Origin of the sequence: Pseudomonas sp. B6001, from assembly GCF_013386015.1 — a bacterium.
Lineage (GTDB): Bacteria > Pseudomonadota > Gammaproteobacteria > Pseudomonadales > Pseudomonadaceae > Aquipseudomonas.
In genome coordinates, this window is record NZ_JACAOX010000002.1 from 733188 (window position 1) to 746363 (window position 13176).

General features: G+C 59.6%; 13 protein-coding genes. 10 read left to right on the plus strand and 3 right to left on the minus strand.

Going from position 1 to position 13176, the window contains the following annotated elements; genetic code table 11:
• Positions 1-50: 50 nt before the first annotated feature.
• The gene (yihA, locus tag HX821_RS05740) at positions 51-692 is read right to left on the minus strand and encodes a ribosome biogenesis GTP-binding protein YihA/YsxC (protein ID WP_003214811.1); all 642 of its coding nucleotides are present in this window, start codon (positions 690-692) and stop codon (positions 51-53) included.
• Between the two features lie 192 nt (positions 693-884).
• Here yihA and HX821_RS05745 point away from each other — a divergent pair, with 192 nt between their 5' ends.
• The 6 genes from HX821_RS05745 (at position 885) to HX821_RS05770 (ending at position 6504) form a co-directional block, all read left to right on the plus strand.
• Entirely contained in the window at positions 885-1187 is a 303-nt protein-coding gene (locus HX821_RS05745; protein ID WP_003214809.1) for a cytochrome c5 family protein, read from the plus strand.
• Positions 1188-1220: 33 nt separating this feature from the next.
• Positions 1221-1826, plus strand: a complete 606-nt coding sequence (locus HX821_RS05750) for a cytochrome c4 (RefSeq protein ID WP_177035397.1) — start codon at positions 1221-1223, stop codon at positions 1824-1826.
• Between the two features lie 169 nt (positions 1827-1995).
• Entirely contained in the window at positions 1996-2634 is a 639-nt protein-coding gene (locus tag HX821_RS05755; RefSeq protein ID WP_177035398.1) for a thiol:disulfide interchange protein DsbA/DsbL, read from the plus strand.
• Positions 2635-2644: 10 nt separating this feature from the next.
• Positions 2645-3523, plus strand: coding sequence for an endonuclease/exonuclease/phosphatase family protein (locus HX821_RS05760; protein ID WP_087694547.1), 879 nt, complete (start codon positions 2645-2647; stop codon positions 3521-3523).
• The gene (locus HX821_RS05765) at positions 3520-5625 is read left to right on the plus strand and encodes a GGDEF domain-containing protein (protein WP_177035399.1); all 2106 of its coding nucleotides are present in this window, start codon (positions 3520-3522) and stop codon (positions 5623-5625) included. Before HX821_RS05760 ends, HX821_RS05765 begins: the two co-directional genes overlap by 4 nt.
• A 102-nt stretch (positions 5626-5727) precedes the next feature.
• Complete coding sequence (locus HX821_RS05770; RefSeq protein ID WP_008439640.1) at positions 5728-6504, plus strand: N-acetylmuramoyl-L-alanine amidase; 777 nt, start codon at positions 5728-5730, stop codon at positions 6502-6504.
• Between the two features lie 17 nt (positions 6505-6521).
• On the opposite strand, the gene HX821_RS05775 is transcribed toward HX821_RS05770, so the two are convergent.
• Together HX821_RS05775 and algB are read right to left on the minus strand one after the other, a co-directional pair.
• A complete protein-coding gene (locus HX821_RS05775) occupies positions 6522-8309 on the minus strand; it encodes a KinB sensor domain-containing domain (protein ID WP_008439641.1) in 1788 nt (595 codons plus the stop codon).
• Positions 8310-8319: 10 nt separating this feature from the next.
• Complete coding sequence (gene algB, locus HX821_RS05780) at positions 8320-9666, minus strand: sigma-54-dependent response regulator transcription factor AlgB (protein ID WP_003214793.1); 1347 nt, start codon at positions 9664-9666, stop codon at positions 8320-8322.
• A 392-nt stretch (positions 9667-10058) separates the two neighbouring features.
• Here algB and HX821_RS05785 point away from each other — a divergent pair, with 392 nt between their 5' ends.
• From HX821_RS05785 to gltP, 4 genes are all read left to right on the plus strand, one after another.
• A complete protein-coding gene (locus HX821_RS05785) occupies positions 10059-10343 on the plus strand; it encodes a hypothetical protein (RefSeq protein WP_087694545.1) in 285 nt (94 codons plus the stop codon).
• 77 nt (positions 10344-10420) lie between these two features.
• Positions 10421-10585 (plus strand): DUF1328 domain-containing protein, encoded by a 165-nt coding sequence (locus tag HX821_RS05790; protein ID WP_003170804.1) that lies wholly within the window; start codon positions 10421-10423, stop codon positions 10583-10585.
• A 2-nt stretch (positions 10586-10587) separates the two neighbouring features.
• Positions 10588-11055, plus strand: coding sequence for an inhibitor of vertebrate lysozyme family protein (locus HX821_RS05795; protein ID WP_102604421.1), 468 nt, complete (start codon positions 10588-10590; stop codon positions 11053-11055).
• Between the two features lie 729 nt (positions 11056-11784).
• A complete protein-coding gene (gltP, locus tag HX821_RS05800) occupies positions 11785-13116 on the plus strand; it encodes a glutamate/aspartate:proton symporter GltP (protein WP_003214787.1) in 1332 nt (443 codons plus the stop codon).
• The last annotated feature ends 60 nt before the right edge of the window (positions 13117-13176 follow it).

A 13176-nucleotide genomic window follows, 5' to 3' on the forward strand; every position in this document is an offset into this window, starting at 1 on the left:
CGAACTTCCCCTCCCCATACGAAGTCCGGGGTTTTTTTTGCCCCGAGTTTTTACTCGGCGGCTTCCGAACCTTTGTCAGCCAGTTCCATCCAACCTGCCAATACAGTGTAGGCATCTTCCAGGCCCATGCGTTTTGGCGCCGAGAACAACTGGATAGTCACCGCATCACCCCAACCCTTTCGGATTTCTGCCTGCACTTTGAGCAGGGTGTTTTTCGCTGCGCCGTAGGTCAGTTTGTCGGCCTTGGTCAGCAGGACGTGCATCGGCATGCCGCTGGCGACGGCCCAATCGAGCATCAACAGGTCGAAGTCGGTCATTGGATGACGGATGTCCATCATCAGAATCAAACCCTTCAAACTCTCCCGGCCACCCAGATACGCTTCGAGGTGACGCTGCCAGTGCAGCTTCAGCGGGATAGGTACTTTTGCATAACCGTAGCCCGGCAGGTCGACCAGACGCCGATCATCGTCTAGCTTGAAGAAGTTGAGGAGCTGTGTGCGCCCCGGGGTTTTCGAGGTGCGGGCCAGGCTGGCGTGGGTCAGGGTGTTCAGCGCGCTGGATTTGCCGGCGTTGGAACGGCCGGCGAATGCGACTTCGAAGCCTTCGTCATCGGGGCATTGGTCGACTTTGGCGGCGCTGAGCATGAAGGTGGACTGTTGGCACAGGCCGAGGATGGGATTCTTGAGTTGCATGAGTTTTCCGATGTGGGCGGTGCCGGGAATAGGTGCGGCAAGCGGTGTCGTTTCCGTTTCAGTAGCGCCAGTATATAATGCCGCAGATTTTGTGTGTGCTTTGTCCCAGCGAAGGATGAAGTTCACGGGAGCGATAGACCTTTATTGCGCATTAGAACGCAAAACGCTCTCAAACCCTGAAAAGGTCGATGTATGACCAAGTGGCTGCTGGCCTTCGGTTTCTTGATGCCACTTTACAGTGCGCAGGCTACACAGGAACCGGAGGCTGTGTACAACCGCTTTTGCGGGGCCTGCCATGCCGGACAGCTGCCCAACGCCCCTGGACGGGGTGACCAGGCAGCCTGGAAGCCAAGATTGGCTCAAGGTATGGACACGCTGGTGCAACACGTGACCCAGGGTTTCAAGGCGATGCCGCCGCGTGGTTTGTGCATGGACTGCAGTACCGAGGATTACCATGCCGTCATTCAGTTGATGGTGAGTGAACCCGGTCCATAACTCTTTAACCCTTAGCCGTAGTTGGATTAGCTGATGAACAAACTGATCGTGAGTCTGCTGTTGACCCTGGGCATCACCGGTGTTGCCCATGCCGCAGGCGACGCCACTGCTGGCCAGGCGAAAGCCGCCGTATGTGGTGCTTGCCATGGACCGGACGGTAATAGCCCGGCGCCTAACTTTCCAAAACTGGCCGGCCAGGGTGAGCGTTACCTGACCAAGCAGATGCACGACATCAAGGACGGCAAGCGTATGGTCCTGGAAATGACCGGCTTGTTGACCAACCTCAGCGATCAGGACCTGGCGGATATCGCGGCGTATTTTGCCAGCCAGAAAGGCAGTGTGGGAGCTGCTGATCCGAAACTGGTGGCCCGCGGTGAAGAATTGTTCCGCGGCGGCAACCTGGAAAAAGGCATGCCTTCCTGCCTCGGCTGCCACTCGCCTAACGGCGCAGGCCTTGCTGCCGCTGGCTTCCCGCACTTGAGCGGCCAGCATGCCCAGTACATCGGCAAACAGCTGACAGACTTCCGCGAAGGCAATCGCACCAATGACGGCGATACCAAGATCATGCAGAGCATCGCCGCGAAACTCAGCAACAAGGACATCGAAGCCGTGTCCCAATACATCCAGGGCCTGCACTAAGTGCCCCGGCTACGTTAACGCTCGATTAATCCGTCGATGCAAGCATAAAAAGGGTGGCCCAGGCCGCCCTTTTTTGTGGCCGGTGCCGTTACACTAACGAACTCATGCCCGCGTAGACCTGTCACAACAAAGGTCGCGTGAGGCGACTTTATTTGTCCAGGAGTAAAGCATGCGTAATCTGATCCTCAGCGCCGCTCTCGTCACTGCCAGCCTTTTCGGCATGACCGCACAAGCTGCCGATAATGTGCCGCTTGAAGCCGGTAAAACCTATGTCGAATTGACCAATCCTGTGCCGGTTTCCGTACCGGGCAAGATCGAAGTGGTGGAGCTGTTCTGGTATGGCTGCCCGCATTGCTACGCCTTTGAGCCAGTCATCAATCCGTGGGTCGAGAAGCTGCCTGAGGACGTGAACTTCAAACGTATTCCTGCCCTGTTCGGCGGCCCATGGGACGCCCACGGCCAGCTGTTCATTACCCTGGACACCATGGGTGTAGAACACAAGGTTCACGCGGCTGTCTTCAATGCCATCCAGAAAGAAGGCAAGCGCCTTGTGAAGCCTGAAGACATGGCCGATTTCGTCGCCACCCAAGGCGTCGACAAAACCAAGTTCCTGGAGACATTCAACTCGTTCGCTGTGAAGGGCAAGATGGCCCAATACAAGGAACTGGCCCAGAAATACGGCGTGCAAGGCGTACCGACGCTGATCGTCAACGGCAAATACCGCTTTGACATCGGCAGTGCCGGCGGCGAAGAGCAGGCGCTGAACGTGGCCGACCAATTGATCGCCAAAGAGCGCGCAGCCAAGTAAGGGGCCCGTCATGCGTCGCTGGGGTACTGAACGTGTCGTTGGCCTGCATGACCCGAAGGTCAACGAACATCACCTGGAATCCACGGGCCTGCCGGCTGACAGTCGGTTGCGCCTGCTCAGTTTCAATATCCAGGTGGGTATCAGTACCGAGAAATACCGGCATTACCTGACCCGTGGCTGGCAGCACCTGCTGCCCCACAATGGGCGTGCCGGCAATCTGCAAAAGATCGGCGACCTGCTGGGTGACTTCGACCTGGTAGCCCTGCAGGAGGCCGACGGTGGCAGCCTGCGTTCCGGCTACATCAACCAGGTCGAACACCTTGCGCAACTCGGTGCCTTTCCCTACTGGTATCAGCAACTCAATCGCAACCTCGGCAAACTCGGCCAGCACAGCAATGGTGTGCTCAGCCGCCTGAAGCCGTGGGCGATCGAGGACCACCCGTTGCCTGGCCCGAAAGGCCGCGGTGCAATTCTCGTACGATTCGGCGAAGGGCCGGAAGCATTGGTCGTGGTGATGATGCACCTCGCACTGGGGGCTCGAACCCGAACCATGCAGTTGGCCTACATCCGTGAGTTGATTGGCGGCTACAAACACCAGGTGCTGATGGGTGACATGAACACCCATGCCACAGACCTGCTACAGAATTCCCCGTTGCGCGACCTTGGGTTGCTGGCGCCGCAAGTCGAAGCCACCTTTCCCAGCTGGCGACCGCAACGTTGTCTTGATCACATCCTGCTCAGCCCGACCCTGACACTCGAAAGTGTGCAGGTACTGGCGCAGCCCATCTCCGATCACCTGCCCGTCGCGGTAGAGATTCGTCTGCCGGGTTCGCTCACGGCTGATGCATTGCCCGCGTTGAGCCCCGGCCCTCGCGGACCCCTTGCATGAGCGACGACGCCCAGCGTTGGAAAGAGAAATACCTTAAAAGCGTCGAGCAACAAGAAAAGCTCGAGCGTCGCTGGGCCGCCCGCCTCGACCTGCTGCGCCGAGGGCTGGTGCGCAGCACCCTGGCGGCAGAAGGGACCGACCGAGCGGTTGACCAATGCATGAAGGAAATGCGCGATGTGGTGCGCACCGACGACATGGACGCCGCCCTCGCTGCATTGCTGCCGCGCCTGGAAAAGGCCGTGCTGGATTCGGAGCAGCGCCGCGAAACCCGGGTTGACCAGATCGGCAGCGCGTTGACGGCCCTGGTCACTCAGTTGCAGAAACTGCCCTTGCCACGGGACGTGAGTCGCCCGCTGAAGGCTTTCGCCAAGCAGCTGGACGGTCGGGTTGGCCAGGCGCGGGAGATCCCGCTGTTGCTGAGCGAGCTGAGCGGCCTGCAGGGGCAGGCGCTGAGTAACCTGGAGCCGGAGGGCGAAACCAGCCGTTCGAGCCCGGGGCTGTTGCAGCGTCTGTTTGGCACCAAGGACGCAATCGACACGCCGGAGGTTGAAGCGCCCACGCCATCCCGCCCGGCTTCTCCGGCGCCTGCTGCGCCAAAGCCCAGCCCGGTGGGTGAAGTTGAAGCGCCGGCGCAATCGGCAGAACTGGCCCAGGCGCTGCGGGCTTTTGCACCGCAGCCGAAGGTCCCGGCCCCCATCGAGTCGCCCCCTGAGCCGGTATCGCCAGTAGAGGCTACCGACGCTGTCAGCGAAGCAGTGCCTGTTGTTCCGGCCGTCGCGGTCACAGCGCCTGTCGTCGAGGCACCCGCTACGCTTATCGAAACGCTAGAACCCGAGCAACCGATCGAAGCGGAGGTTGAGCTTGAGAGCGCTCTCGCCGCCATGGTCGAGGTGCCAGAGGTGCAGGCCCGTGAGCCGGAGCGGACAGAGATCGGCAGTCTTTCCCTGCCCCCGGTCCTGGCCGATGAACCGCAAGAATCGCCCGAGCAGGCAGAGCTGAACCCAGACGAGCTGCAAGCGGATCAAGCCTACGCCCTGCCCGACACTCCCGAGCCGTCTTACAGTTCGGTGGCCAAGCACATCGAAGATACCCTGCTCGGCTTACTGGAAGACCTCTCGCTGCCCGAGCGCCATCGGCCCCAGGCCGAAGCCATGCGTGAACGCCTGGCCCACGGATTGAACTGGTACGAATTGCTGCCGATCCTCGATGACCTGGCGGTGTTGATGCTGGCGATCACCGACAGCGGCCAGCACGAGTTTGAAGCCTACCTCAAGCAACTCAACGATCGTCTCGAGGCGTTCCAGGGGCACCTGCAGGTCGCCAGTGACGGCCACGCCGACAGCCGCTCGGCGGCCAGGGAACTGGATACCCAGATCCGCGAACAAGTGGATGGTTTGCAAACCAGCATGCAGGATGCCGCGGACCTCGACAGCCTCAAGCACGTGCTGGAGAGCCATCTCGAAGGGTTGCTGGGCACCATGGATGAACACCGCCACCAGCGTGACCAGCGCGAACAGGAAGTGGCTGCACGGCTCAAGGGCCTGGCCGAACGGGTCGCCAATATGGAGCAAGAGGCTCAGGGCTACCGTGAACACCTTGAGGTTCAGCGCCAGAAAGCCCTGATCGATCCGCTCACCGCACTACCCAACCGCGCTGCCTGGAGCGAGCGCCTGGAGCAGGAGGTCAACGCCTGGCACCAGCGTGGAAATAACCTGTCACTGGCCATGCTGGACCTCGATCACTTCAAGCGCATCAACGACGGCTATGGTCATCTGGCGGGCGACAAGGTGCTGAAGATCATCGCCACGGTGCTTCGCAAACGCCTGCGGCCGAACGACTTCATCGCGCGTTTTGGCGGTGAAGAGTTTGTGCTGCTGATGCCCAACTCGTCGCTGTCCGATGCGTTGGCGGTGGGCGAAACCCTGCGTGCAGCCATCCAAGCCTGCCCGTTTCACTTCAAGGGCGAGCCGGTGACGATTACGGTGTCCATGGGCATGGCGCAGTTTCAGCCGGGAGAACGCAGTGACCTGGCGCTCAAGCGCGCTGACGAGGCGTTATATCGTGCCAAGGCGGCGGGGCGTAATCAGGTGCAGGCGGCCTGACCGGAAATGTTCCATTTTGTTTAAAACATCGCATTTGGCCGCCTGGCAGCAAACGGTACGTTACACTGTTGCATTATCGTCTTAAGCGTACTATTTGCTGCCATGAAACTTCTGTGTTCTGCCTTTCTGTTTCTCCTGCTCGCCGGTTGCGCGAGCGGCCCTCGCCTGGACACCAGTCATCCTTCGGTGAACCACGACAATCGTGTGCAGTTTGTCGTCGTGCACTACACCTCGGCGTCCCTTGAGCGCTCCCTGGCGCTGTTGACCCATGGCCAGGTCAGCAGTCATTACCTGATCGGTGATAACGCCTCGGCCACCATCTATAAGCTCGTGGATGAAAGCCAGCGCGCCTGGCATGCCGGAGAAAGTGAATGGATGGGCCGCACCTGGCTCAACTCCAGCTCCATCGGGATCGAGATCGTGAACCCGGGTTATCGGGATTTGCCGACGGGCCGCGTCTGGTATCCCTATTCCGAAGCGCAGGTGCAGTCGCTGGTGGTGCTGCTCAAGGACATCACCAAACGCAACGGCATCGACCCGCGAAACATCATCGGCCATAGCGACATTGCCCCGCTGCGCAAGCTGGACCCGGGGCCGTTGTTCCCCTGGAAGCGCCTGGCGGATGAAGGGCTGGGCATGTGGCCGGACGCCAAGGCGGTGGCCCGTTACCAGGTGCAGTACGCAGCCGATCTGCCGAGCATTACCTGGTTCCAGGAAGAGTTGGCGAAGCTGGGCTATCCGACGCCGCAGACGGGCGAGCTGGATGTGGCGACGCGGCATGTGGTGGCCGCGTTCCAGATGCATTTCCGGGCGTCGCTGTTTGATGGGACGCCGGATGCCGAAAGTGCTGCGATCCTGCGGGCGTTGAATCACCAATAACGGTTGGCGCGTTGGTCCTACAGGGGCAACGCCATGTAGAACTGCGTCCCCTGCCCCGGCCGCGAATACACCCCCATGCGGCCACCGTGCAATTGCACGATCTCCTTGCACAGCGCCAGGCCCAGCCCGGCGCCGCCTTTCTTGCGGCCTACCTGCACAAACGGTTCGAAGATTCGTCCCTGCTGGCCGTAGGCAATGCCTTCACCGTTGTCTTCAACGCTGACAATCACCCGTTCGCCATGACGACGCGCCTGCAAGCGGATCTGCCCACCGTCGGCTGTGTGCCGCAGGGCATTGCCCAGCAAATTGTCGAGCACCCTTTCCAGCTGCGCTCGATCGGCATGCAACCTCGGTAGCGGGGATTGTTCCTCAACCAGCAGCTCGATGTTCTGCGCATTCGCCTGCTCCGCGAAGCGGGCGCGGGCATGTTCGAGCAGGTCGCTGATGTCACACGGGCCCAAGGTGAGTTTCTGCAAGCCATTCTGGTAGCGCGAGAAGTTGAGCAAGTCGTTGATCAACTGCATCAGGCGCTGCATTTCCTCGTTGACCGTATCCAGCAGGTCCGCTTCGCGCGACTCCGCAGGAAACTTCGCCCGTTCCCGGAACAAGCCGAAGGCCATGTGCATGCCCGTCACCGGCGTGCGTAATTCATGGGACGCGCGCAATACAAACTCACTGCGCACTCGTTCAAAGGCACGCTGTTCGGTAACGTCATGCAGCACCATCACCGCGCCCAGAATGTGCCCCTGGGTATGGCTGACCGGCGTCAGGCTGTACGTCAGCAGGCGCAGCTCACCCTCAACCTCTACTTCCAGGTCTTCAGGTGCGCGCTCCAGGTTGCCGCCGCGCAGTACCAGCTGCAGCTGTTCATCCAGTTCCGGGCGGCCCAGGGCGTCGCCAAGGCCTTGGCCCAGGCGATTCTCGTCCCAGCCGAGTTGACGTTGTGCCACCGGGTTAAGGTGTTCCAGGCGACCCTGGCGGTCGATCATCAGCAGGCCGTCGTCGATGCTGTCGAGCACCGCTTGCAGGCGTTGCTGCCCGGCGAGTAGCTCGTCGACATTGGTTGCCTGATGCTGGCGCAACGCCTCGGCCATGATGCCGAAGCGTCGGGTCAACAGGTTCATTTCCGCTGCGGATGAAATGGGCAGCGTGACTTCGAAGTTGCCCTGGCCGATCTTGTCGGCGGCCTTGGCCAGCGCTTCGATCGGCCCGCCAAAGCGTCGGGCGATACCGTGGGCGGTAACGAAACCGATGATCAGCACGGCCAGCCCGACCAGGCCCAGCAGGCCGGCAATCAGCAGCGCACGTTCACGGGACTTGTGTTCGGTATCGTTGATGTTATCCAGGGCTTTCTTGTGCTCGGCGATCAGGCCGTTGCGCAGGATGTTGAAGCGTTTGGTCAGCTCGTCGTTGTTGCGCAGTTGCGGCGGAGCATTCTCCTTTTCATCGAACGCCTCGAGAAAGCTCAGGTAATTGGTCTTGGCCTGGGTAAAACCGCTGGTTACCGCGTCCTTTTGTTCGTGGTCGATACCTTGCTGCAACAGGGCGAAATAGCGTTGCTTGGAGTCCTCCAGCGCAGCGGTATTCGGCTGTTCATTGAGCATGATCATCAACTGGTCGCCGAGGGTCTGCCGAAGCTTGAGCCCCAGGTCCAATGTGATGAAGTTGCTGCGAATCAACGATTCCTGGGTCTTGGCCATTTGCATGACGCTCACCAGCCCCAGCAGCAACCCCAACAGGGCGACGGTGATCAGCGCGGAAATACTCAGGAACAACCGAGTGCGCAGGGTCATCGCAAGCTTCATAGGCTACAGCTCACAGGTTGTATTGTTTGCGTTTGCGATACAGCGTCGACGCATCAATGCCAAGGGTTCGGGCCGCCTGGTCCAGGGTGTCGCTGGTGGCCAGCACGGCGCCGATATGCGCCTTTTCCAGTTCATCCAGGCTCAACGCCGCACCGATACGCGGGGCATTGTTGGTCGGCTGCTCGGCCATGCCGAGGTGGCTGATCTCAACTTTTTCCTGCGGGCAAATGATGCTGGCCCGCTCAACCACGTTGCGCAGCTCACGGATGTTCCCCGGCCAGCGGTAGTTGAGCAGTGCCTCACGGGCTTCATCGCTGAAGCCGCGCGCCGGCCGCGCATATTCCTTCACGAAGCGCGCCAGGAAGCGGTCGGCCAGGGTCAGGATGTCTTCGCTGCGTTCGCGCAGGGGCGGCAGGTGCAAGGTGATGACATTCAGGCGATACAGCAGGTCTTCGCGGAAACGGCCGTCGCGAACCATGTCTTCCAGGTTCAGGTTGGTTGCGGCGAGGATTCGCACATCGGCACGGCGAGTCACCGGGTCGCCGACGCGCTCGTATTCCTTGTCCTGGATAAAGCGCAGCAACTTGGGTTGTAAAGTAAGCGGAAAGTCGCCGATCTCGTCGAGAAACAAGGTGCCGCCATCGGCCTGGTTGACGCGGCCGAGGGTGCTTTCGCTGGCGCCGGTAAACGCACCACGGCTATGACCGAACAACTCGCTTTCCATCAGTTCCGCCGTCAGGGACGGGCAGTTGATGGTGACACAGGATTTTTTCGCGCGTTTGCTCCAACCGTGGATCGCCCGGGCCAGTTCACCTTTACCGGTGCCGGATTCGCCGAGAATCAGGATGTTGGCATCAGTGCCCGCCACCTGGCGTGCGGTTTCCAGCACCACCATCATCGCCGGGCTATGGGAGTCGAGGCCGTCCTTGGGCTGGCGCACTGCGCCTTCCAGGGCTTCCAGGCGTGCCGAGAGCTGGCGCACTTCCAGCTGCTTGGCCGTGGCCAGGCGCAATTGGTCGGGGCTGCAAGGCTTTACCAGGTAGTCGGCCGCGCCGGCCTGGATCGCATCCACGGCGGTGTCGACGGCCGAGTGGGCCGTGACGATCACCACGCGCATCCACGGCGCCTGGATACGCATTTGCGCCAGTACGTCCAGACCGTTGTCTTCGCCCAGGCGCAGGTCCAGGAAGCACAGGTCAAACACCTGGCGTTGCAACAAGGCATCGGCCTGGGCGGCGCTGTTGGCGGTGGCTACGGTGTAGCCTTCATCTTCCAGGCAGTAACGGAAGGTGCGAAGGATCGCGGATTCGTCATCCACTAAAAGAATGCGGCCTTGAAGTTCCTTGGCTGATTCCATCTGTCCCGCGCTCCCTTAAGAATGAATGATGTTGTTTAGTCCCGGAATAATCGGGCAAGTTGCATGGTTTATTCTGATTGATTAAAGCCGTCACCGCGCAGCTATCTGCGCTTCTTCTTACAAAGACGCCCACAAAAGGCGTTTTTGTCTCCCTCTTGCCACTTCGGCAGTCGAACGTTGCCTTCCTATCCCTTGATCCGACCAGTGACCATCGTGCATTTCGCACGGCAAGGATAGGGGCATCGTGCAGGATGCTCGTGGTGTCAAAGCGCTTTTGTTTTTAACTTGTTGATTTTATTGATTTTTATTTTGTTAAAAAACTGGCACGCAGGCTGCAATACACCTCATACGAGTTTCATCTACGAATAATCAGAATGCGGGAGAGATACAGCATGACTCGCCAAAGCCTGACCCAACTGCGTGTATCGCCACTGCGCCTGCAACAGGGGCTGTTTGCCAGCCTGGCCCTGATGGTGACCTTGATTGGCGGTCAGCAATTGGCGCATTGGCAGCAGAGTCAGCAGCAAGTCGTGCAGTTTGAACGTCCGATGATGACCCAGACCCATTTCCGCTCCGTCGGCAGCACTGCCGCCGATGTGACAACCCCGCAATTGGCGGCGGTTGAACAGGACTCCACCCTCGGCGACCTGCCATCGCAGGAACGCTGGGTGTTCTAGGCAATACACGGTCCTCGAATCGAGCGACCGCAGGCACTACCGCTGTTACCCCTAAAAGAAGCGTAAGGAGAATCACCATGTTGAGTTGGGCAATCACATTTCTGATCATCGCCATTGTGGCTGCAGTCCTGGGCTTCGGTGGTATCGCGGGCACCGCCACGGGTATCGCCAAGATTCTGTTTGTGGTCTTCCTGGTGATGTTCATCGCTTCCTTCTTCTTTGGCCGTCGTGGTCGAGGCTAAGCATGTTCAACTCGTCCCTTAAAGTCCTGGCTGCCGCCCTGTTGTTGGGCGGCAGCGGCTTGGTGCTGGCTGCCAATGATGGCCAGTCCCGAGCCAACGAACTGCTGAGTGCGGACCCGCAGTACCGCGAGACCTGGCAGAGCGTGGTCAAGAAGGAAGAGCGCCTGCCTGAATGGGTGATGAACCTGTCGGGTAGCGCTGAACAGATGAATGCCGTTGAAGAGGATGGTGACAAGTACTTAGTCGGGCCGCTCTGTGAAACCGCAGACACATGCCTGAACAAGCGCCTGATCGTCGCTTTCAGCTTCGACAAGGAAGATGCTTACGCGATGTTGGTAGAAGTCCCGGCGGGCTTGCCCGCGGACAAATCGCCAACGCGGCACGCCGACTACCGTTTTCTTGGCAAGCCGGACGAAGGCATGCAAAAGCTGCTGATGGAACAGCTCAAGAAAGATCCGAATTGGTACTAGGTTCGGTCTGACGACGCTGTCGTCTACCGGCTTAACGTCCATAGAAAGAAGCGCCGTGCTTCTTTCTGTTTGCATCGCCCGACAAGGGTGGTGCATGACCAGGGGGCCGGGTTGCTCTGATCGTTTGGATCGGCGTGACCTACGGGGACAGGGAGTGCCTGCGCAAGGGCCGGGTCAGGTGAAAAGCTGCGACGCAAGTTCCCAAGCCGATGGTTTGTGGAACTTGCGACGGGCTTGCGGCTCCTATGCCCGCTTCTGTCATGCCGCCCATAGCGGCAATTCTCCTTTTTGCGTCCGCCCAACCATTTCTTGGTGTTTCCGCGTGACCATCTATCGAGAAAGTTTGTCTCCTGCCAGACGAGTTTTTCGATGGTATGCGTAGGAATTTTCAGGGGTTTTCAACCGCGACCGTAGATTTTCAAAAAACCCTGCGCGAGCCTGAAATGGCCGGTTCGCGGCATTTATGCCTGCCGAAATGTCGTATTCGAACTGACCGTTCAGACAGAAAAACTCAAAAAAACTCATGCCGATTCGGCATAGGGTAGGCGTTTACGGCATTAGACGTCGCCTCCTTGCATCGGAATAGTTGCGCCTTTTTTCGCCTGCCAGTGAGCCATATCGGCCAACTGCGGTGACCTTCTACGGGGGCAGATGCACACACTTTTTCGCTCTCGAGCGTTCCAGCTGCTGGCGCATCTGCCTGAGTCCACTTGAAGTAAGGGTAATGACATGAAGAAGGCAAAGCTAAGCCTCGCCTGGCAGATCCTCATCGGTCTGGTGCTGGGGATTGCAATCGGTGCGGTGCTTAACCATTTCAGTGCTGAAAAGGCCTGGTGGATCAGCAACGTGTTGCAGCCCGCTGGCGATATCTTTATCCGCCTGATCAAGATGATCGTTATCCCGATCGTGATTTCGTCGCTGATTGTCGGAATCGCCGGTGTTGGCGATGCGAAAAAGCTCGGCCGGATCGGCGTTAAAACCATCCTTTACTTCGAAGTGGTCACCACCATTGCCATTGTGGTCGGCCTGTTGCTGGCCAACCTGTTCCATCCGGGTACCGGCATCGACATGAGTACCCTGGGTACCGTCGACATTTCCAAATACACGGCCACCGCCGCCGAGGTCCAGCACGAGCACGCGTTCATCGAGACGATCCTCAACCTGATCCCGTCGAATATCTTCGCCGCCGTGGCCCGTGGCGACATGCTGCCGATCATCTTCTTCTCGGTGTTGTTCGGCCTCGGCTTGTCGAGCCTCAAGCCTGAATTGCGCGAGCCCCTGGTGACCATGTTCCAGGGCGTGTCCGAGAGCATGTTCAAAGTCACCCACATGATCATGAAATACGCCCCGATCGGTGTATTTGCCCTGATCGCGGTGACCGTCGCCAACTTCGGCTTCGCCTCGCTGCTGCCGCTGGCCAAGCTGGTGATCCTGGTTTACGTCGCCATCCTGTTCTTTGCTTTTGTGGTCCTGGGCCTGATCGCCCGCCTGTTCGGCTTCTCAGTGATCAAGCTGATGCGCATCTTCAAGGATGAGCTGGTGCTGGCCTACTCCACTGCCAGCTCTGAAACCGTGCTGCCGCGTGTGATCGAGAAGATGGAAGCCTACGGCGCGCCGAAGGCGATCTGCAGCTTCGTGGTACCGACCGGCTACTCGTTCAACCTCGACGGTTCGACCCTGTACCAGAGCATCGCGGCGATCTTTATCGCCCAGCTGTATGGCATCGACCTGTCGATTGGCCAGCAACTGATGCTGGTGCTGACCCTGATGGTCACCTCCAAAGGCATCGCCGGCGTACCGGGTGTGTCGTTCGTGGTACTGCTGGCGACCCTGGGCAGCGTGGGCATTCCGCTGGAAGGCCTGGCGTTCATCGCCGGTGTCGACCGCATCATGGACATGGCCCGTACCGCACTGAACGTGATCGGTAACGCCCTGGCCGTACTGGTCATCTCCCGTTGGGAAGGCATGTACGACGATGCCAAGGGCGAGCGCTACTGGAACTCCCTGCCGCACTGGCGCACCAAGCAAGCACTGCCGGCCGGCGAGACCACTCGCGGCTGACCGCCAGGACTGGCTCCTACACAAACCCCGGAAAATCCGGGGTTTGTCGTTTCTGCCAGC